Raw genomic sequence first — 19,150 nt, forward strand, 5'->3', positions numbered from 1 at the left:
ACTCTGCCCCTTTTCTGCCCCTTAACACTTTGATTATCATCCTAGGTGTTGTCATATCAACGGACGCGCCCAAAAACAAATACTTCCATCGTAATGATCTGCAGCGGTTCATCGGCATATTTTCTGCGCAACAAATGATAGATGGTGGTCGTTTTGCCGGAGCCGGTAGGACCGGAAAACAGCACCAGCCCGCTCTTGTGGTCCAACAGTTCGAGCAACTCCGCCTCTTGGGCCGGAAAAAATGCATGCAAACTCGGCTCTGAACCCGGATTGGCATACAGCATGCGGATGACGAGCGACTCTTGGTAGCGGAAATTGGCGATGGTGGACAGCCTCAGTTCAATTTTTTTGCCGTTCAGCCGGTACCTGACAGCTCCGGATTGTGGTTTTCGCCTTTCTCCCACATTCATGTTCGAAAGAAATTTGAAATAGGAAATCAGTCGTTCACCCTTTTCGATTGTATACTCGGATACTTTCGACAATCCGGTACTTACCCGGAAAAAGAGTTCATAATGGTCTTCGTAAGGGAGCAGATGGATATCGGAAACACCCAGCCGCATCGCATCCGCCAATAGGCTCTCTGCTTTTTCTTCCATATCATCACCTCATTTCTATTTTGCCGTCACTTATAGCTTCTGCGAAATCCTCCCGTCTGCTCTTTATCCGACGGGAAACTTAGTATAAAATATGTTATATTGGCTTAAATAGCGGTCTCATAAGCAAAAACATAGAAGACCACTCAATACAATGGAGGTGAATTGTTTGAAAAAGAACGTTGCTGGATCGATTTTTTTGATTACGATCGGAACATTTCTGTTCGCGGTGGGCATCAATATGTTTTCCGTTGCGAATCATCTTGGCGAGGGTGGTGTGACTGGTATTAGTTTGTTGGCCTTTTATACGATGGATATCCCTGTAGCCATCACGAGTTTCGTTTTGAACGCCATCATCCTGGTCATTGGATTCCGCTTTTTGGAAAAATCGACCATGAGACTGACGCTTCTGGCCACGCTATTGATGTCGGTGTTTCTCTATCTGACGGCGGTTTGGCGCTACCCGATGGAAACAATCATTCTGGCACCGCTTTGCTCCGGATTTTTGGTTGGGACAGGCTTGGGCCTTGTGATGCAGGCGGGCGGTTCCACGGCCGGGACCGACATCATCGCTTTGATTTTCAATAAATATCTCGGTTGGAGCACTAGTGTCGCACTGGTCGTATTGGACCTACTCGTCGTCGGACCTTCCATTTTCGTTATCGGCCTTGAGAATGTCGTTTTGACTGTCGTGCATCTCTATGTGCAAACGAAAGTGCTGGATTTCATTCTGGAAGGGTTCAATCCGAAGAAGCAGGTCTTGATCATCTCGGAGCGGCATCAGGAAATCGCTGAGGCAATCGATAAAAAAATCGGCCGCGGTATGACCTTTTTGGAAGGGGAAGGCTATTACTCCAAAAGTCAGAAGAAGGTAATTTTAATTGTCGTCAATAGACAACAGTTGATGCCTCTCAACCGGATTGTGACGGCCATCGATCCGAAGGCTTTCTTCACCATTAGTGAAGCTCAAAGCGTCATCGGCGAAGGATTTTCGTATTTGATTTCGGATGAGCATTATCAACAAAAAATCAACGACTTCATCGACGAGCAGTCGGAATGATCACAAAAAAACTGCATAAAAAAAGATCGGTGAGGACATTTTGAATGGTCCCTTTCCGATCTTTTTCGTTTTGAACGATATCTTGTTTTAAAAAAAGTTTACCTTGTCAGGAAAGCAGAAAAACGACGGTCTTCATGATGTCCATTTTTTCCACCGCAGCGGTGTAGTTCAATCTGGCAACCTTCAGGTTCTGTTCTTCCTCGCGCATAACGGCAAGGTTCTCATCCGAATTATCTTTGATCCATTCGCCTTTCACATCCGCAAGGGCGATTTCCTGCAGCTCGACTGCTTTCTTCGCTTCTAGCAACTCGAACTTCAGCAATCCGTACTTCCTTTCTAGGTCCTGCATTTTGACGGGATCCTTTTCCTTCAACAGCTCGATTCTGGCTTTCAGCTCTTCCATATCCCTTGCCGCCTCCAATTCCTCACCAACAGCCGTGTTTCCGCTTTAGCCCGCTAAAAACTTGCAGATTTCCAGCCCAAACTGTTTTGCTTGATCCGGACCGCTAGCAGTGATGAGATTGCCGTCCACTGTCACACCCGACTCAGAATAAAATGCCCCTTTGGCTTCGATAGCTGCTATCTCGGATTCGAAAACAGTCGCATTCTTCTTTTTCAGCAAACCGGCGTTCGCTAAGATGACCGGTGCGATGCAGATGGCTGCAACCATTTTGCCTTGTCCATTCATCGCCTGCGCCAACATCCAAGCGTGCGGATCGTCAAAGAAAACGCGGCTTCCTTTTCCCCCAATGAACACCACTCCATCAAAAATGGTCGTATCGACATCCTCAACCAATAGATCTGACTGCGCAATCCCGCCATGCACACCCATACAAGTCCCGGTCTTGTGGCTGGCGATCCACATCTCATGTCCGCATTTTGCAACTTCTTCCTGAGTTATGAATAATTCTTCATCGCGGAAGTCCTCAGGTGCAATCACAAATATTACTTTTGCCATACGGCTATTCCCCCATTCGTTGTTTATCCCGATCGGATAATGATAGTTACTCTTTAAGAGCCGTGATCGAAAAGTCCAAGGAAAACTCGACTTTGGCTACCTAAATTATACTACAAGCCAGACGAGAAAGCGATTTCAGGACCAGAATTGGCGCTTCGAGGTACCCCGGCAGCATCCGAAGAAAAAACCGGTTGCCCTTCATAGTCATTTGACAAAGAAGGGCAACCGGTTTTGATTTTCTGCAAAATATTATTCTTCGTCGTCCAAATCAGCGTTGTGGAATACTTCGGAGACGTCATCATCTTCTTCCAGCTTTTCCAGCATCGTTCTGAATTGCGTTTCTTTATCTGCTGCGATAGCCGACAAAGTTTGCGGAACCATCGTGACTTCCGCTTCGGCCAGCATGTAGCCTTCTGCCTTCAATGCTTCACAAACCGCATCAAATTCGGTAGGATCTGTGTAAATCTCGAATACTTCATCGCTCGTCTGCAACTCTTCCCCGCCGGCTTCCAACACGCTCATCAACATCGTGTCTTCATCCACTTCCAAGTCTTCGCGCTCAATTGCGATATAACCTTTGCGGTCGAACATGTAGCTGACCGAACCGGATTCTCCCAAAGATCCTCCGTTTTTGTTGAAAGCGACTCTGATGTTTGTGGCGGTGCGGTTGCGGTTGTCGGTCAAAGCATGGACCAAAACAGCCACACCGTTAGGGCCGTAGCCTTCATAAGTGATTTCTTCATAGTTTTCGCCTTCTCCAGCAGATGTTGCTTTTTTGATGGCGCGTGTGATGTTGTCGTTCGGCATGTTCGCCGCTTTCGCTTTATCGATGATCATGCGCAGGCTCGGGTTAGATGAGGGATCCGGACCGCTGTTTTTTGCAGCCATATAAATTTCTTTCGATAATCTCTGGAAAATTTTACCTCGTTTTTGATCTGCAGCGCCTTTTGCGCCTTTGATTTTACTCCATTTTGAATGTCCTGACATTCAGATCCCTCTTCTCATCTATTAATTTACTCAATCATTTTATCAAAAGTAACCGCTTATGGCAATTCACTTTCTGCCTTTTCTGGCTGTCAGGAAGAACCAACCCGCGATTATCGCCAAAATTGCTCCTGTGCTTGCCAAAACAACGTCTTCTTTCATCGCAAATGTCGGAGACACAAACGACTGGTGAAATTCATCTGCAGCCGCATAACTGACGGAAAGCAACAGCGCCACAATTATTGGCGTAAATGCATCCCGCATCTTACCGGAAAGTCCGCCGTACCAAAGGTAAGCCAAGATTGAATAGGAAAGGAACAACCAGATTTTGCTGCCGAAGAATCCCAAAAAACCGAAATAGCCCAATGCCTCCATGCTGATCAACTGCTCCCCGTATCGGAAGGTGAACGTTGCGAAAAAGCCGGAGAGTGGTTGCGACTGCAGAAGATTCGAAATTATATTCGGTAAAGTATAAAAATCTTGTTGGAAAGTGGCGCGATAATAGAGATAACCCATAATCAAAACTGCTCCCACTATGTATGAATTGCTCTTCTGTTCTCTTTGCATGTAGTTTTTTCCTTCCCTAATGAGAATTCCTTATTTATTTTTGGTGAAAATGGATATAATGTATTTATGGCATTAAGTTAGACAATTCAGCCTGAGAGGATGAAAAACATGAAATATAGCCTTAACTGGGATCTGGACTCATTTTTTGAAGGCGGAAGTTCTTCACTCGCACTCCAAGAAAAGATACAATCTATTCAAGCCGGATTGAAGGATTTTGGATCCGCTGCAAACGCTTGGGATCCTGAACAAGATAAACCGGAATATCCTGTTTTTCAGGATTTGCTTCATTACGAAGAACTGTACGCAAAAGCCTTGATGCAATGCAACAGCTACATAACGGGTATCCAATCAGCCGATGTCTCGGATTTGAATGCGAGCGCAATCCACGCGCGAATAATTCAATTGTACAGCAAATTAACGATTATTCAAACGACACTGAAGAAAAAAGTAACCGGAATCAAGGGAAACGATTGGGATCTATTGGTGGAAAAACCCGCCTTTTCAACACTTGCATTCGCCCTGTCGGAATGGCGCCAACAAGGCAGCCGACTTTTATCAGACGGGGAAGAAGCCTTGCTGGCAACTTTACGTGTCGATGGTTTCAATGGTTGGAGCGCGCACTATGACACGCTCGTATCCTTCATCAAAATTCCCTTTGAGGAAGTTGACGGAAATTTGAGTGAACTGTCCGCCGGCCAAGCAATGAACCGGATGTATGCCGACCCCGATCCGAGCGTGCGCGAAAAAATTTTCGTCGAATGGGAAAAAGCTTGGGGATCCCTTGCGCCTGCATTCGCCGATACACTGAATCACCTGCAAGGATTCCGTTTGGCGGATTTTGAGGCGCACCAGGATAAGGATTTCTTGGCGGAGCCTTTGCGTTACAACCGTATAAAACGCGAGACCTTGGATACGATGTGGCAAGCCATCAGCGCGAACAAACAGCCTTTCCTTTCTTTTCTGGACCGCAAAGCCGCCCTGATGGGCAAGGATAAATTGGCTTGGTATGATGTCGATGCCCCTGTTTCGCTCGGCAGTTTCCAATCAAAAACCTTCAGCTTCGACGAAGCAGTCGATTACATCATCGAACACTTTGCCTCCTTCGGTCCCAAACTGGCTGACTTTTCCTTGGAGGCCGTCAAGAACCGATGGATTGAAGCCGAAAACCGATCCGGGAAAAGACCTGGCGGCTATTGCGAAGATTATCCGGAATCGAAAGAATCGCGCATTTTCATGACCTTTACGGGTTCTGCAAGCGATATGAGTACATTGGCCCATGAACTTGGTCATGCCTTCCATTCCCACGTGATGCGCGACCTGCCTGATCTGAACACGCGCTACGCCATGAACGTTGCCGAAACGGCATCGACTTTTGCGGAAACAATCATCAGCGCTGCTACTGTCAGGGAAGCAAACAGCGATGAAGAAAAAATTTCCTTGCTCAATACGAAGCTCGAAAATGCGACGGCCATGTTCCTGAATATCCATGCCCGTTATCTTTTTGAAAAATCATTCTACACCGAAAGGATGAACGGCTTTGTCACGGCAGAACGTTTGTCCGGTCTGATGGAGGCTGCCCAGAAGGAGGCTTACCAAGAGAATTTGAGTGACTATCACCCCCTATTCTGGGCGAGCAAGCTGCATTTTTTCATCGATGATGTACCATTCTACAACTTCCCTTACACGTTTGGCTTCCTGTTCAGTCTTGGTATTTACGCACAATCGCTGAAGCAGACCGATAATTTTGAAGAAACCTACATTTCACTGCTGCGGGATACCGGATCTATGACGACGGAAGAGCTGGTGATGAAGCATCTTGCTGCCGATATCACGCAACCGGAGTTCTGGAACCAAGGCTTGGAGATCATGGCGGGAGACGTGGAAGAATTTCTGCGTTTGACCGAAAAATACATCTGAGGACAAAACAAATCCCTACGACCTTAATTACATCGGTCGTAGGGATTTGTTTTTATACAAAGGCTGCCGGCCCGTAAACTTTGATGAAGGAAGGCAGTATCTCGATTTTTAGCGGAAATGAAGGGCCTTTATCACCGTCGACATTGGTGATCAAACTGTCGCTATCTTCAAGAGCGATAGTGGCCTGTTTGAATGATTTGTAGATGACAGAATCTGAATTTTTGATTTCGCCTCTGATGATTTTCGGCAATAATTTCATCGAGTCCAGCAGGTTAAACCCCTTGAAAACAACCATTCTAATCTTGCCGTCATCGACTTTTGCTTGTGGCATGAAACTTTCAAAGCTGGCGATTGAATTTGTCAGAGCAATCAGAATGAGTGGCGATTCCTGTGTAAAGGTCTCTCCATCCACTGTAATGCGGAAGCGATGCATGGTCTGTTTCGCTAATGCTTTTCCACCTTCTATGAAATAAGCCAGCGGACCATATTTTGTTTTTTCTTCTGCGCTGACCCCTTCGACAGCCTCGGGGATCGCACCAGCAGCGACATTCGACACAAAATAGCGATCATTGACCTTGCCGATGTCCAGATCGATCAAGGCTGCATTCTCCAACATTGCGATAGCCTGTTCCGGTTCCAAAGGGATACCAATCGCTCTTGCAAGGTCATTTACAGTACCTAATGGAACAAACCCGAAAGATACGGTTTTCCCGGCATACGCCAACCCATTAATGGTTTCATTGACTGTTCCATCACCACCCATGCAGAAAACCGCGTTATGGCCGTGGTTTGCCGCTTCATATGCAAACTGTTCGGCATCTCCCTGTTTTTTGGTGTCTTTGACGGTGACCTCTTCAAACATTTCGCTCAACTGCGCCCGCATCAAGTCCAAATAGCCAGTAGCTTGTTCGCCGCCGGACGACGGATTTACGATCAGTGTACAAATGCCCATATTACTATCCCTCGCTTTCTTAAAATGTCCACTGTAAGTTTAGCATGCAACATCTCCCCTATAAAGCGTGACGTTCTTTTTTCGTCACTGAGCATATTCTTGGCTTTCCGCTTACAAAATGTGTATAATTTCATAACGTTCGAAGTAAAGCACATTGAATTAGGGGGAGCAGTATGACAAAAGAATATCGTGTCCTACTCTATTATAAATATACACCGATAGAGGATGCAGAAACATTCGCGCAAGAACATCTACGATTCTGCAAAGAAATCGGCTTAAAAGGAAGAATTTTGGTCGCACCAGAAGGCATCAACGGAACCGTTTCTGGGACGATTAAGCAGACGCAAGCGTACATTGAGCACATGAACGCTGATTTCCGCTTCAACGACATCACCTACAAAATTGATGAGACGGACGGCCATGCGTTCAAAAAGATGTTTGTCCGTCCTCGCCAGGAAATCGTATCGCTACACCTAGGAGGAGACGACCTTGATCCAAACGAAATGACTGGCGCATACTTGTCCCCGGAAGCGTTCCGTGAAGCTATCCTTGACGAAAACACAGTCGTCATCGATGCCCGCAACGACTACGAGTTCGACCTTGGCCACTTCCGCGGCGCTGTCCGTCCCGATATAGAAAACTTCCGCGAATTGCCGCAATGGATTCGCGAAAACAAAGAAAAATTCATGGAAAAACGCGTCGTGACCTATTGCACCGGCGGAATCCGCTGCGAAAAATTCTCGGGATGGCTCGTCAAGGAAGGTTTTAAAGATGTCGGTCAGCTGCATGGCGGGATCGCAACCTACGGGAAAGACGAAACGGTCAAAGGCGATCTATGGGATGGAAAAATGTATGTATTTGATGAACGCATAGGTGTTAATATCAATCGCATCGAACATGTCGTAGTCGGAAAAGACTGGTTCGACGGAACGCCATGCGAACGCTACGCGAATTGCGCCAATCCAAGTTGCAACCGTAGAATGCTGTGTTCCGAGGATAATGAACACAAATATATGCGCAGCTGCTCGCATGAATGCCGCGTTCACCAGCCGAATTATTATGTTCAGCGCAATCAATTGACGGAGTCTGACTTGGCGGAGCGCTTGGCCGCAATCGGAGAGACATTAGAGCGTTCAATCGCACCAACAGCATAATAGCAACTGAATCAGCCAGGAGACTATTCCTTGCTGATTTTTTGGTTTCCTCCGACTTAGTGATTGTTCATGCTATGTAATAGTCAGGGCAAAGCTTTTTTGTTATACTGATAAGTGACCACCTGAAAAGGAAAGAGGGAATATATGAACAATCCAGATGGAAATAAAGCAGAAAAATGGCTGAAAAAGACCGGCGATTTTTTTAAACGTCTTGGGCAATCGATAAACGGTAGCCTCCAGCGGATTTTCACAAAAGAAAATGCTGCAAAAACAAAGGATAAAGCCTTGCTTTGGGAGCAAAAAACTCACAAACGTATAGATCAAAGCAAAGTAACTTTTCGTAGAATGAAACGGAAACTGGAAACGGAAACAAACGTGAAACCTCTTCTTTCAAAAGGAGCGTTCGGTTTCAATGTTTTTTTTGGTGTTATCCGGAACATTTCAACCGGAATCATATTATTGGTGCTCCTGTTGGGCATATTTGGCGGTGGCGTAGGATTGGGGTACTTTGCCAATTTGATTTCAAAAGAGACTGCTCCTACATACGAAAGCATGGCGGAAGACATCGGTAATGTTGAACTTGTTTCCACTATGTACTACGCAAACACCGAAGCCATTTCAGAAATACGGACCGACTTGGTCAGGACCACTATCGGATCGGAAAGCATCTCTCCGATCATCAAAGAAGCGCTCATTGCAACGGAAGACGAAAATTTTTATGAGCATAATGGGATTGTGCCGAAGGCAATTTTGAGGGCGCTAGTGACTGAGTTGACCGGATTCGGTAGCCAAAGCGGTGGTTCTACCCTGACACAACAACTCGTCAAACAGCAGATATTGACGAATGAGGTAACCTTTTCCCGCAAAGCTAATGAAATTTTATTGGCTTTGCGGCTAGAGAATTTCTTTACAAAGGATGAAATCCTGACAGCTTACCTGAACGTCTCACCTTTTGGACGAAACAGCAGCGGTTCCAATATCGCAGGAATAGAGGAAGCCGCCAACGGCATATTTGGCGTCCACGCAGCCGATGTTTCCTTGGCCCAGGCTGCATTCTTGGTGGGGATTCCGCAGAATCCTTATACCTACACCCCTTTCACGCAATATGGCGAAAGAAAGGAAGATTTGACTGCAGCCTTGAACCGCAAAAATACAGTGCTTTTCCGGATGCTCAGCGAAGGCTACATCACGCAGGAAGAATATGATGCTGCAATCGCATACGACATAACCCAAGATTTCGTAGCTGCCCATGCTACGCAAGAGGACAGGAACAGTTACCTCTATCAAGCCGTCGAACGTGAGGCGATCCTCGTGCTGATGGAGCAGGCAGCTGCCGGGAATGACCTTACCTTGGAGGATCTGGAAGCGGACACCGAACTGTACAACGAATATTACGCTAATGCGGACAACACGTTACGTTTGTCAGGCTACAATGTGTACAGCACAATCGACAAAGACATCTACAATGGAATGCAGGAAGTCGCATCAGATTACGGGCAAATTTTGGGAGAAACATTCGTGGATACTTATGTTGATGCAGATGGGGTTACGCAGGAAGTTACTGAGCTTGCCCAAACAGGTAGTGTATTGATCGAGAACCAGACCGGGAAAATCATTGGGTTCATTGGAGGCCGTGATTTCTCGGTCAATCAAGTGGACCACGTTTTCAGTACCAACCGCTCCCCTGGCTCCACAATCAAGCCGTTGCTTGTCTATGCACCGGCAATCGAACAAAACCTGATCTACCCTGCTTCGATGGTGCCTGATACAAAAATTAGCATCAAACAGCCCGATGGCACACTATGGGAGCCTACAAACTTTGGCGACACCATTTCCAATACTTATATGACCGCTCGCCAAGCGCTATACCAATCAAAAAACAACCCCACAATCAAGCTCTATGTCGCTATGAACGACAAAGGGATGAATCCTGGGCAATATTTGGAAAAAATGGGCATCACCTCGATCGACGAATCAGAATACGGCAATCCATCCTTGGCGATCGGAGCAACAAATGATGGCCCTACCGTTTTGGAACAAACCAGCGCATTCACGACCTTCGCAACCGGAGGCGAGCATATTTCGCCTTATCTGATCGAAACGATTACGGACAAGCACGGGGACGTCGTTTATCAGCACGAGTCCGAAGCGACTGAGGTTTTCTCGCAAGACACCGCTTATCTGACTTTGGACATTCTGCGCGATGTCATAACCGATGGTACAGGTCGGTCGATAAACAATTATCTCAATTTCAGCGCTGATTGGGCCGGAAAGACCGGAACATCGGAAGCTAACCGCGACATCTGGTTCATCGCCAGCACCCCTACCATCACGCTTAGTTCTTGGATGGGTTATGACAATTACAAAGGGGAACATGTCTTTTATGACCCTAACAATCAAGGACTTCCGACCGGGCGAAATCTGAATTACTGGTCCCAGATCGCCAACAAGATCTATAGTATCAATCCGGGCATTCTCGGCACTGATCAGACACATCAGCAACCGGAAGGGATTGTCGAAAAATCAGTACTGGCTGAAACAGGAACGTTGGCGGGAACCGTTTCGTTTGCGAACGGATTGTCCGTCACCCTTAACGGCAGTACAAGGACTGATCTGTTCAAAGCTGATGATTTACCGAAAACAATCTCCTACTATTTCTCTCCCGGCGCTACAGATAAAGACCTGGAAGACTTTTGGGACAACTATCTGGCTGAAGCAACAGCAAGGCGCAATGCGGCCGCAGCATCGTCTGCTTCAGCGGCAAACCGAAATAACGCTGCAGATAATGCTGCTGAAGAAGAGGCACCTGCCGATCCGGAGACCGACGCTCCAATTGAAGAAACAGAAACTGAAGCAGAATCCCCGCAGACTGAAGAAACGCCTGCAACTGAAGAATAAGCTAATGGCTGTCCCAATCGGGGCAGCTTTTTCATTTGCTGTTCCCTACTTACTTGGTCTGTCGAAACAACAGTACTTCCAGCCAATCCTTTTCTGTAAGGGACAGAAAAAAGCCCCACATCTATTTCGGATGCAAGGCTTTTTGGGCTTGATTGTCTTTCGGACGGACCGATTACTTTTTAGGTAATGTTGTTCCTCTGTTGACGATTTTGTAAGGAAGGATGATGGATTTTTCATCAATCTCTTCTTTGTTCATGATTTTAGTCAACAAACGCATCGCAACAGCGCCGATATCATACAGCGGCAACATGATGGACGTCAATTTTGGACGCGCCATTTCAGTAATGCGGGAATTGTTGCTGGCAGTGACTTCAAACTCCTCAGGGACGTTGACACCTGCATTGATGATAGCATTTAGTAGGCCGATGGCAAGTTCATCACCAGCTACATATGCTGCATCCACTCCGGCTTCAAGTAATTGTTCAGCCAATAGTTCCCCATTTTGAAGAGTCGGCTCGCATTCAAAGACCAGAGCCTCATCAAAAGCAATATTTGCATTGACCAAAGCATTCTTGTATCCCTTCAGGCGATGCTGACCATTGATTGGATTGGAAAGCGATGCTGATACGAAAGCAATATTCTTCTTGCCGTTCGCAATCATGTTCGCTACAACTTCTTCGGTTGCGCCGATGTAATCGATATTGACGCTTCCAACTTGTTGTTCAGGATCGATTGTTCCCGCCAGAACGACTGGCGTTTTGGAACGAGAGAATTCTGCGCGCAACTCATCTGTGATCTTGTTTCCCATGTAGATGACGCCATCCACTTGTTTAGCAAGTAAGGTGTTCAATACTTGAATTTCTTTCTGGTCATTCTGATCAGAGTTCGCTAAAATGATATTATATTTGTACATTGTTGCGATATCATCGATTCCGCGTGCCAAAGATGCGAAGAATAAGTTAGTGACATCAGGGACAATAACCCCTACTGTAGTTGTTTTCTTGCTTGCCAAACCACGGGCAACAGCATTCGGTCTGTAATCCAAACGTTCAATGACTTCCAATACCTTTTTCCTTGTGGATGGTTTTACGTTGGGATTACCGTTCACTACGCGGGAAACAGTTGCCATGGAGACATTTGCTTCGCGAGCGACATCGTAAATTGTAATCGTTTGTTTTTCCATTTATGTTGCTCCTTATCTCAATTGTTTTCAATTTTTTATTTTCCATTATTCAACATAATGTTGTAAATATTGATTGTTTTACAAGCTTATAAAGAATTTACCATTGTTTCATGAGATATGCAAGCGTTTTATAAAAGTTTTCATGAAAATTTCACATTGCAATTATCAAAAATCGAACCCTCATTATATGCTATAATACTAAAGAAAGGAAGGTGTCATATTAAAAATGCCTTTAAACTCCATTATCAATTTAATGAAAAAACAAGATATCGATATCGTGTTTCTTAATGACCCTAAAAATGTCTTTTACGTTTCTTCATACAAAAGCGATCCACATGAAAGGATTTTGGCGGCCATTTTATTTAAGGATGCAAAACCCCTGCTGTTTGTCCCTGCGCTGGAAGAAAATGATGCGCGGAATACCGCTGCTGATTTTGATGTGGTCAGCTACATGGATACGCAAGATCCTTGGACTGTGCTGGCAACCAGTATAAAAGAGCGTCATTCGCCGCTATCGGACTGGTCCATCGAAAAAGATTTCTTGACTGTTGAACGCATGGAAGCTTTGCAGACAAATTTCCCGACAGCAACTTTTGAGCATAACATCAGCGAAACGCTTCAAAAAATGCGCCTGATCAAGACGGAACATGAGCTAAGCTTCATGAAGGAAGCGGGCCAATGGGCTGACGAAGCACTCAAAATAGGCGCTAATACGCTACGCGAGGGCATCACTGAACTGGAAGTCGTAGCAGAAATTGAATACCAACTGAAAAAAAGAGGCGTAGCCGAAATGAGTTTCACCACCATGGTGCTGTTCGGCGAAAATGCAGCCAGTCCTCACGGGGTTCCCGGCGACACCAAGCTCAAGCTAAACCAGTTTGTGCTGTTCGATCTGGGAACCATGCACGAGGGCTATGCCAGTGATGTGACACGCACGCTCTTCTTTGGTGACAAGCCATCTGTGCACCAACAAGAGCTCTACGATTTGGTGTTGGCGGCCCATGATGCAGCGATGGCTGCAGTTCGCCCTGGCATAACCGCAGGCGAATTGGATGCCACAGCGCGGAAGATTATTGCGGATGCGGGCTACGGCCGCTACTTCAACCATCGTCTGGGTCACGGTTTAGGTCAAGGCGTACATGAATACCCATCCATCATGGAAGGCAATGAAATGGTTCTCACTGAAAGCATGTGTTTTTCCATCGAGCCAGGCATCTATATCGAAGGGGATATCGGGGTCAGAGTCGAGGATTGCGGATTTGTGAGTGCGGATGGCTTTGAATCCTTCACGCATACGCCCACTGGCATCGACGCCTATTCAAAACTAACCAATTAGTTGGTTACACTTGCACAGCGGAATAACTCCTCAAATGATACAATATAACACACAAAAAAACAGGCAGCATGCCTGTTTTTTTGTGTTGCTTTTAGATATTTTCCACGCTGTCTTTGACTTCTTCAACTTTTTCTTCCACTGCGGCTTTTTTCTCTTCCGTAACAGCTGCAGCTTCTTCTTTGCCTTCCTCAGCGATAACGGATGCAAACTCTTTCACATCAGTGGCTTTCTCTTTGATTTCGTCCTTCACTTTCTTTAAATCATCACCGACATGTTTGGTCGTTTCCGTGAATTGCGTTTTGATGGAAGAAGTGGTGTCTTTCAAGTTGATTTTAATGTCTTCCGAAGTTTCTTTGGCAACATCCATGAACTCATTGCCCTTCTCAACAGCGATGTCTGCGTAATCACGTGCGGTATCAAGCAGATTATTGACTTCCTCAGTGATGTCATCACGCAATTCTTTACCTGGTTTTGGCGCAAACAATAGTGCAGTTATAGCTGCTGCTGCCCCACCGATGATTGCCCCTAATACAAATCCGCCTTTATTTTTTGTCATAATATTCATTCTCCTTTTTGTTTATGATTTGGTTGGCTCTTTAGTAAGTTTTGAACTTTGTGTCCTTCGTGTCCTTCGTTTCTTTCTTCGCTTGCCGTTGGCGGGCAATTGCCATTGCCGTCCGCCCAAGCTTTCCGACAGTAGAGGAACCCGATGTGCTTTTTACGCCTTTTCCTCCGCCTTTAAGTGATACTGCCAAATTTCTGGTTGATTGGTTAACATCGGAAACGGTCACACCCAAATCGCCGATTGCGGTGAATAAGGGATCTGTCTTGCTGATTTTTCCGTTCAGGTCGTCCACCAACGTGTTGGCTTTATTCAGTAAGCCTTCAACTTCGATTGACAAGTGATCGACATCTTTTGTGATGACCGCCAGGCTTTTATTGGCTTCCTGGGTAACTTTTTCAACTTCGCCTAAGATGTCAGTGACTTTTCTCAATGCCAAGATGATGAAAACCACCAATACCGCAAAAGCTAGTGCAGCAATCAAAGCTGCAATTTCACCATATCCCATTATTTGTACTCACTCCTTCTTAATTCATACTAACATCTGTCAAAGCATTGTACGAATTTTTATAAGATTTATTTCATTTATAATAAAATGATACCATAGACATTTCCGATATGCTATTGAAACCCCTTTAGATAATGCCAAATCGGCTGTAAATGGATTTCTCCGCTTTAGACATGCTTTCTTCAAAGAAACGTAATCCTATCTTCATTTTCATAAACCTTGTAATTTGATACAATGGAAACAGCTGTTTTAGAAATGAGGGATATAAATGATTGATGCAAGTATACAAGACAGTGCTCTTGCACAAGATTTAATAGAGGAAGTGGTAACGAATCCAAACATTTTTGTCAAATGGTGGAACAGCATCGCCTGGGAAGAGATTGTGGGCCTGTTTATTTCGAAAGGCATAACCCTGATTTTTTTGTTGCTCATCTTTTTTGCTTTGAAACGTTTATCCAATTACGTGTTGCACCGGACTTTCGAAAAACAAATCTTGACCAAACATATCACGCAGAATCGCGCTACCACCATCTATAAAATAGCTGAAAATGGTTTGCGTTATCTTCTGTTTTTCTTTTTGACCTACGGAGTCCTTTCCATTATGGGTGTTCCGATCGCTACATTGGTTGCCGGTGCTGGTCTTGCGGGTCTGGCTATCAGTCTGGGCGCACAACAGTTCATCAATGATATCGTCAATGGATTCTTTATTATCCTGGAATCCCAATTTGATGTCGGCGATCATGTTGTCATCGGCGGAATCGATGGCACTGTCGTAAACGTAGGACTACGGACGACCCAAATCAAGAGTTTTGATGGAACATTGCATTTTTTGCCGAACCATACCATAACGACCATCAGCAATTTGTCGCGAAATGATATGCGGGCAATGATTGATATTCTCTTGTATCCGGATACCGATTTCGATACCGTCGATCAGGTCATCCATGCCGTCAACGAGAGGATTGTTCCTGAACATCCGGAGATCGTCAAAGGTCCGAATGTTGTCGGCATTACCGATAAAGGGAATGGCCAACTTGCCTATCGGGTGGTTTTTTATACATTGAATGGGCAGCAGTTCACCATTCAAAACCTGTTCCTGGGAAGCTACCGCTCAGCCCTGTTGGAAGCTGGCATCCAAATTCCGGCTATGCCGTACACCGCGCCGAAAGCATAAGCTGCTTAACAAAAAAGTGCGCATCGCCAAATGATTTGGCGATGCGCACTTTTTTTGTTGTGGGGTGGGTGCTGAAGGAGACAGCCACATCTATCTTTCGGATACCACTTCTTCCTTCTCCTCGATTTTCTCAAATTTATAGAGGCGATGGAGGCCGTGTACCAAGTGATTCACTCTTGTCAGAATTTCTTTACGCGTGATGATGCCGATAAACTTGCCGTCATCTTCGGTAACGCAAAGGAAATTGTAATCGATCAGATAGTTCAGGATATCCTCAAGGTCAGTCCATGGATGGATGGTCTGTACATTACTGTCCATCACATCTTCCACTTTGAGTGTTTCCATTTTGTCATAGCGGATCGCATCGATTTCCGTGATGGCCTTGATGATCATCGGTATGGAAATCAGTCCTTTGATGCGGGACTTCGAATCCAAAACGGGAATGACAGAATACTTCACTTGGGACAGTACTAAAAATGCATGGTTCAGGTTATTCGAAGAATGCACATTGGCGACATTTTCGCCAAGGATCATCAGATCCCCGCACGCGTCATTGTCCAGTAATAACCCGGCTACTTCGCTACTAATCATTTTAAATTCCTCCTAAAAGGTATTCATCCGGCGTCTGAGACGTCAGTGCCACCTTTATTGCATGTGATCAAAGCATTTGAAATTGTTTGTTCAGGTCGACCATCTCCTGATGGCGATCATTGTAATAGGTCACTGTGACAGAATGAACATCTATTGTGACGATGCAATAGGTCTTTTCAGTCAGTGTGCCTCGCGGTTGGCTGATGCTGCCCGGATTGATGAACAGGATGCCCTCTTCTTGTTCCGCTTTGGCGATGTGGGTATGTCCATAAAATACCAAGGAAGCGTTCGCTTGCTTGGCTGCTACTTTCAAACCGGCTACGGAGCCTCTCACAGAATGACGGTGCCCGTGCACCACCAGCACATTTTTGTCGCCGGCCTGGAATCGGTATTCGTCGTTCATTTGATAATCATAATCGCAATTACCCATCACGGTGGACATGATCCCCCAGATTAGATCGGAACTGCTCAATTCCGAATCGCCGCAGTGGACAAAATGATCCACCCGATTTGCATACCGCAAGGCCAATTCGTTCAGAATATCTTTATTGCCGTGGCTGTCGCTGACTGCAAGTATTTTTATCATCTAATCTGCTTCCTTTTCCAGCCAGGCAGCCCAACTCTTTTCCAGATTTTTCAAGGCGTTGGCGCGGTGACTGATCTGATTTTTTTCAACATCGCTCAATTCCGCCATCGTCTTGCCTAACTGAGGCAAATAAAACAATGGGTCATAGCCGAAACCATTGTCTCCGCTCGGAAACTCGGCGATTTCGCCCGCGACATCTCCTTCGACAACCAGACTCTCCCGATGCGGATTTGCCAACACCAGAGTGCAATGGAAGTGTGCTTTTCTGGACGGGTTCTTCTGGGATCCCAGCATCGCAAGAACCTTTGCATTATTGGCGGCGTCACTTTTCATTCCACCGGCGAAACGAGCTGAAAACACACCTGGTTGGCCATCTAATGCATCGATGCAGATACCTGAATCGTCCGCCAAGACTGTCATGCCCAACAATCGAGCGATCGTCTCAGCTTTCTTCCGCGCATTGGCTTCAAACGTATAACCGGTTTCCTCAACATCCTCTATCTCGGGATAATCCAACAAAGTCACGACTTCATAGCCTTTCGGTTCGAAAAGTACCGCGAAATCCCTGGCTTTCCCCGGATTTTTGGTTGCTATCACTATTTTCTTTTTTTCAGTTGCGTTCATTCTATCCCTCATTTCTCAATCATTTTCCGGTCAAATTGGCCAGGTCAACTTTTCCAACAGTAAAATTGCTCTGGCCGAGCCAATTTTCTGCAATATCCGAGAATAGTTTGGGCGAACCCGTCGTATAAAAATGGTACTCCGACGGTTCCTTGTTGTGCGAGCTTTCAGCCAAGTGGAAATAATCCAACAGCGTACTCACTTCAGAAACCGTTTCAGCACCGGAATCGATAAGGGTCACCTGAGGCCCCATCACATTTTGGATGAGCGGTGTCAAAAGCGGATAATGCGTGCACCCTAGAATCAAGGTATCGATGCATTCCTTCAGTAAGGGGGTCAACGTTTCCGCAACTACTTTTTTGGCGATTGAGCCGTTGTATTGGTTGCTTTCCACAAGCGGCACAAATTTGGGGCAGCTCATGCTGATGACAGAAATGCCCTTGTCTTTGTCTTTAATCGTTTTTTTGTAAACATCGCTGTTGATGGTGCCTTTTGTGCCGATCACGGCAATGCGTTCATTTTTCGAATGTTTGATGGCCGCGCGGCTGCCGGGATTGATGACGCCGATCACCGGAATGTCAACGCGCTCTCGGATGATGTCCAAGGCAGCGGCGGTCGCTGTGTTGCAGGCGATCACCAGCATTTTGATATCTTTCTTCAGCAGAAACTGTGTCATTTCCCATGTGTATTGAATCACTTCTTCTTTGGGCCTTGGTCCATAGGGGCATCTGGCGGAATCCCCCAGATAATAAATGGATTCATTGGGAAGTTGTTTCATTGCTTGTTTCACGACGGTCAAGCCGCCGACACCAGAGTCAATAAAACCGATTGCTTTTTTGCTCATGCAGTAACTTCCTTTATTTGTTTTCGTATCTCTATTTTACCTTAAGATGCACTGTTTTGGTGAAAATGAGGCAAATTTCATCCGAAATTGCTTCTCTTTTACGGAAACTAGGGTTTCTTTTTCCCATGGCCACTGCCGATTATTGGCCGTTCAAAAATATCTATGCTACAATTGGCTCAATTTCAATAATCAGGAAAAGGAGTGAACACACAGATGAGTTATCAATCAATCGTAACCGTAGTCGACAAAGGAATGATCGATCGCGTATTCGAGAGCGCGCGCTCCGAAGAGTCCTACTGCGGCACTATCATTGCCGGCCGCGGATCCGGAATGCACGAGAACAAGAAGCTGTTCAATTTGGCTTTGGAACCGGAAAAGGAAATTCTACTGGTATTGACCCAGGAAGAACATTCCGAACAAATCATCAACCAAATCGAGGAAGCGGTAAACATAACTGCACCCGGGAACGGCATTCTTTTTGGGCTAAACATCAATAGAGTGCATGGTATTAGGTCTGAATAAGAAAAGCGGAGCGGGTTCATTCACCCCTGAAAGAATTTTAGGGAATCGTTCCGTATGAGCATCGCAGAGCGCAATATGCTGAGAGACTTCCTGCGTCAGCAGTTTAGTCGAACAGTATCCTTGGCTCGCAGAAACAATGG

20 protein-coding genes are annotated in these 19,150 nt (G+C 45.8%); 7 read left to right on the forward strand and 13 right to left on the reverse strand.

Features of this window, described 5'->3' with window-relative positions:
* Nucleotides 1-56 precede the first annotated feature (56 nt).
* Nucleotides 57-596, reverse strand: a complete 540-nt coding sequence (locus tag BLV66_RS03790; RefSeq protein ID WP_086986810.1) for an ATPase, T2SS/T4P/T4SS family — start codon at nt 594-596, stop codon at nt 57-59.
* 166 nt (nt 597-762) lie between these two features.
* Here BLV66_RS03790 and BLV66_RS03795 point away from each other — a divergent pair, with 166 nt between their 5' ends.
* Nucleotides 763-1,653, forward strand: a complete 891-nt coding sequence (locus BLV66_RS03795) for a YitT family protein (RefSeq protein ID WP_245826708.1) — start codon at nt 763-765, stop codon at nt 1,651-1,653.
* 106 nt (nt 1,654-1,759) lie between these two features.
* On the opposite strand, the gene BLV66_RS03800 is transcribed toward BLV66_RS03795, so the two are convergent.
* The 4 genes from BLV66_RS03800 to BLV66_RS03815 form a co-directional block, all read right to left on the reverse strand.
* Nucleotides 1,760-2,056, reverse strand: coding sequence for a hypothetical protein (locus BLV66_RS03800; RefSeq protein WP_086986812.1), 297 nt, complete (start codon nt 2,054-2,056; stop codon nt 1,760-1,762).
* A 45-nt stretch (nt 2,057-2,101) separates the two neighbouring features.
* Entirely contained in the window at nt 2,102-2,611 is a 510-nt protein-coding gene (locus tag BLV66_RS03805; RefSeq protein WP_086986813.1) for a DJ-1/PfpI family protein, read from the reverse strand.
* 249 nt (nt 2,612-2,860) lie between these two features.
* A complete protein-coding gene (locus BLV66_RS03810) occupies nt 2,861-3,598 on the reverse strand; it encodes a YebC/PmpR family DNA-binding transcriptional regulator (protein ID WP_086986814.1) in 738 nt (245 codons plus the stop codon).
* A gap of 66 nt (nt 3,599-3,664) precedes the next feature.
* Entirely contained in the window at nt 3,665-4,162 is a 498-nt protein-coding gene (locus BLV66_RS03815; RefSeq protein WP_086986815.1) for a VanZ family protein, read from the reverse strand.
* Between the two features lie 108 nt (nt 4,163-4,270).
* On the opposite strand from BLV66_RS03815, the gene BLV66_RS03820 reads away from it, so the two are divergent.
* Nucleotides 4,271-6,079 carry a M3 family oligoendopeptidase gene (locus BLV66_RS03820; RefSeq protein ID WP_086986816.1) on the forward strand — a complete coding sequence of 603 codons (1,809 nt, stop codon included), beginning with the start codon at nt 4,271-4,273 and terminating at the stop codon, nt 6,077-6,079.
* Nucleotides 6,080-6,131: 52 nt separating this feature from the next.
* On the opposite strand, the gene BLV66_RS03825 is transcribed toward BLV66_RS03820, so the two are convergent.
* Complete coding sequence (locus tag BLV66_RS03825) at nt 6,132-7,031, reverse strand: diacylglycerol/lipid kinase family protein (RefSeq protein ID WP_086986817.1); 900 nt, start codon at nt 7,029-7,031, stop codon at nt 6,132-6,134.
* Between the two features lie 173 nt (nt 7,032-7,204).
* On the opposite strand from BLV66_RS03825, the gene trhO reads away from it, so the two are divergent.
* The gene (trhO, locus tag BLV66_RS03830; protein WP_086986818.1) at nt 7,205-8,185 is read left to right on the forward strand and encodes an oxygen-dependent tRNA uridine(34) hydroxylase TrhO; all 981 of its coding nucleotides are present in this window, start codon (nt 7,205-7,207) and stop codon (nt 8,183-8,185) included.
* Nucleotides 8,186-8,329: 144 nt separating this feature from the next.
* Nucleotides 8,330-11,083 carry a transglycosylase domain-containing protein gene (locus BLV66_RS03835; RefSeq protein ID WP_086986819.1) on the forward strand — a complete coding sequence of 918 codons (2,754 nt, stop codon included), beginning with the start codon at nt 8,330-8,332 and terminating at the stop codon, nt 11,081-11,083.
* Nucleotides 11,084-11,255: 172 nt separating this feature from the next.
* Here the strand turns inward: BLV66_RS03835 and ccpA are convergent, their stop codons facing one another.
* Entirely contained in the window at nt 11,256-12,266 is a 1,011-nt protein-coding gene (gene ccpA / locus BLV66_RS03845; protein WP_086986821.1) for a catabolite control protein A, read from the reverse strand.
* 226 nt (nt 12,267-12,492) lie between these two features.
* Between ccpA and BLV66_RS03850 the strand changes: the two genes are divergently transcribed.
* Nucleotides 12,493-13,602, forward strand: coding sequence for a M24 family metallopeptidase (locus tag BLV66_RS03850; RefSeq protein WP_086986822.1), 1,110 nt, complete (start codon nt 12,493-12,495; stop codon nt 13,600-13,602).
* Between the two features lie 91 nt (nt 13,603-13,693).
* Here the strand turns inward: BLV66_RS03850 and BLV66_RS03855 are convergent, their stop codons facing one another.
* Both BLV66_RS03855 and BLV66_RS03860 read right to left on the reverse strand, forming a co-directional pair.
* Entirely contained in the window at nt 13,694-14,158 is a 465-nt protein-coding gene (locus BLV66_RS03855) for a YtxH domain-containing protein (protein WP_176974118.1), read from the reverse strand.
* A 40-nt stretch (nt 14,159-14,198) separates the two neighbouring features.
* Nucleotides 14,199-14,672, reverse strand: coding sequence for a DUF948 domain-containing protein (locus BLV66_RS03860; RefSeq protein ID WP_086986824.1), 474 nt, complete (start codon nt 14,670-14,672; stop codon nt 14,199-14,201).
* A gap of 268 nt (nt 14,673-14,940) precedes the next feature.
* Here BLV66_RS03860 and BLV66_RS03865 point away from each other — a divergent pair, with 268 nt between their 5' ends.
* A complete protein-coding gene (locus tag BLV66_RS03865; protein WP_093114547.1) occupies nt 14,941-15,846 on the forward strand; it encodes a mechanosensitive ion channel family protein in 906 nt (301 codons plus the stop codon).
* 90 nt (nt 15,847-15,936) lie between these two features.
* On the opposite strand, the gene cbpB is transcribed toward BLV66_RS03865, so the two are convergent.
* The 4 genes from cbpB to racE form a co-directional block, all read right to left on the reverse strand.
* Nucleotides 15,937-16,437, reverse strand: a complete 501-nt coding sequence (cbpB, locus tag BLV66_RS03870) for a cyclic-di-AMP-binding protein CbpB (protein WP_086986826.1) — start codon at nt 16,435-16,437, stop codon at nt 15,937-15,939.
* Between the two features lie 67 nt (nt 16,438-16,504).
* Nucleotides 16,505-17,023, reverse strand: coding sequence for a metallophosphoesterase (locus tag BLV66_RS03875; RefSeq protein WP_086986827.1), 519 nt, complete (start codon nt 17,021-17,023; stop codon nt 16,505-16,507).
* Entirely contained in the window at nt 17,024-17,647 is a 624-nt protein-coding gene (locus tag BLV66_RS03880) for an XTP/dITP diphosphatase (protein ID WP_245826709.1), read from the reverse strand. It lies immediately after the preceding gene.
* A 19-nt stretch (nt 17,648-17,666) separates the two neighbouring features.
* Complete coding sequence (gene racE, locus BLV66_RS03885) at nt 17,667-18,488, reverse strand: glutamate racemase (RefSeq protein WP_086986829.1); 822 nt, start codon at nt 18,486-18,488, stop codon at nt 17,667-17,669.
* 213 nt (nt 18,489-18,701) lie between these two features.
* On the opposite strand from racE, the gene BLV66_RS03890 reads away from it, so the two are divergent.
* Nucleotides 18,702-19,010 carry a P-II family nitrogen regulator gene (locus BLV66_RS03890; RefSeq protein WP_086986830.1) on the forward strand — a complete coding sequence of 103 codons (309 nt, stop codon included), beginning with the start codon at nt 18,702-18,704 and terminating at the stop codon, nt 19,008-19,010.
* Nucleotides 19,011-19,150 lie beyond the last annotated feature (140 nt).

The sequence above is a fragment of the Trichococcus collinsii genome (assembly GCF_900107505.1).
Lineage (GTDB): Bacteria > Bacillota > Bacilli > Lactobacillales > Aerococcaceae > Trichococcus > Trichococcus collinsii.

Bases quoted from the DNA above. Each gene is read 5' to 3' on its own strand.
- BLV66_RS03790 (WP_086986810.1), bottom strand. From the start codon at position 596: ATGGAAGAAAAAGCAGAGAGCCTATTGGCGGATGCGATGCGGCTGGGT.
- BLV66_RS03800 (WP_086986812.1), bottom strand. From the start codon at position 2,056: ATGGAAGAGCTGAAAGCCAGAATCGAGCTGTTGAAGGAAAAGGATCCC.
- BLV66_RS03805 (WP_086986813.1), bottom strand. From the start codon at position 2,611: ATGGCAAAAGTAATATTTGTGATTGCACCTGAGGACTTCCGCGATGAA.
- BLV66_RS03810 (WP_086986814.1), bottom strand. From the start codon at position 3,598: ATGTCAGGACATTCAAAATGGAGTAAAATCAAAGGCGCAAAAGGCGCT.
- BLV66_RS03815 (WP_086986815.1), bottom strand. From the start codon at position 4,162: ATGCAAAGAGAACAGAAGAGCAATTCATACATAGTGGGAGCAGTTTTG.
- BLV66_RS03820 (WP_086986816.1), top strand. From the start codon at position 4,271: ATGAAATATAGCCTTAACTGGGATCTGGACTCATTTTTTGAAGGCGGA.
- BLV66_RS03825 (WP_086986817.1), bottom strand. From the start codon at position 7,031: ATGGGCATTTGTACACTGATCGTAAATCCGTCGTCCGGCGGCGAACAA.
- trhO (WP_086986818.1), top strand. From the start codon at position 7,205: ATGACAAAAGAATATCGTGTCCTACTCTATTATAAATATACACCGATA.
- BLV66_RS03835 (WP_086986819.1), top strand. From the start codon at position 8,330: ATGAACAATCCAGATGGAAATAAAGCAGAAAAATGGCTGAAAAAGACC.
- ccpA (WP_086986821.1), bottom strand. From the start codon at position 12,266: ATGGAAAAACAAACGATTACAATTTACGATGTCGCTCGCGAAGCAAAT.
- BLV66_RS03850 (WP_086986822.1), top strand. From the start codon at position 12,493: ATGCCTTTAAACTCCATTATCAATTTAATGAAAAAACAAGATATCGAT.
- BLV66_RS03855 (WP_176974118.1), bottom strand. From the start codon at position 14,158: ATGACAAAAAATAAAGGCGGATTTGTATTAGGGGCAATCATCGGTGGG.
- BLV66_RS03860 (WP_086986824.1), bottom strand. From the start codon at position 14,672: ATGGGATATGGTGAAATTGCAGCTTTGATTGCTGCACTAGCTTTTGCG.
- BLV66_RS03865 (WP_093114547.1), top strand. From the start codon at position 14,941: ATGATTGATGCAAGTATACAAGACAGTGCTCTTGCACAAGATTTAATA.
- cbpB (WP_086986826.1), bottom strand. From the start codon at position 16,437: ATGATTAGTAGCGAAGTAGCCGGGTTATTACTGGACAATGACGCGTGC.
- BLV66_RS03875 (WP_086986827.1), bottom strand. From the start codon at position 17,023: ATGATAAAAATACTTGCAGTCAGCGACAGCCACGGCAATAAAGATATT.
- BLV66_RS03880 (WP_245826709.1), bottom strand. From the start codon at position 17,647: ATGAACGCAACTGAAAAAAAGAAAATAGTGATAGCAACCAAAAATCCG.
- racE (WP_086986829.1), bottom strand. From the start codon at position 18,488: ATGAGCAAAAAAGCAATCGGTTTTATTGACTCTGGTGTCGGCGGCTTG.
- BLV66_RS03890 (WP_086986830.1), top strand. From the start codon at position 18,702: ATGAGTTATCAATCAATCGTAACCGTAGTCGACAAAGGAATGATCGAT.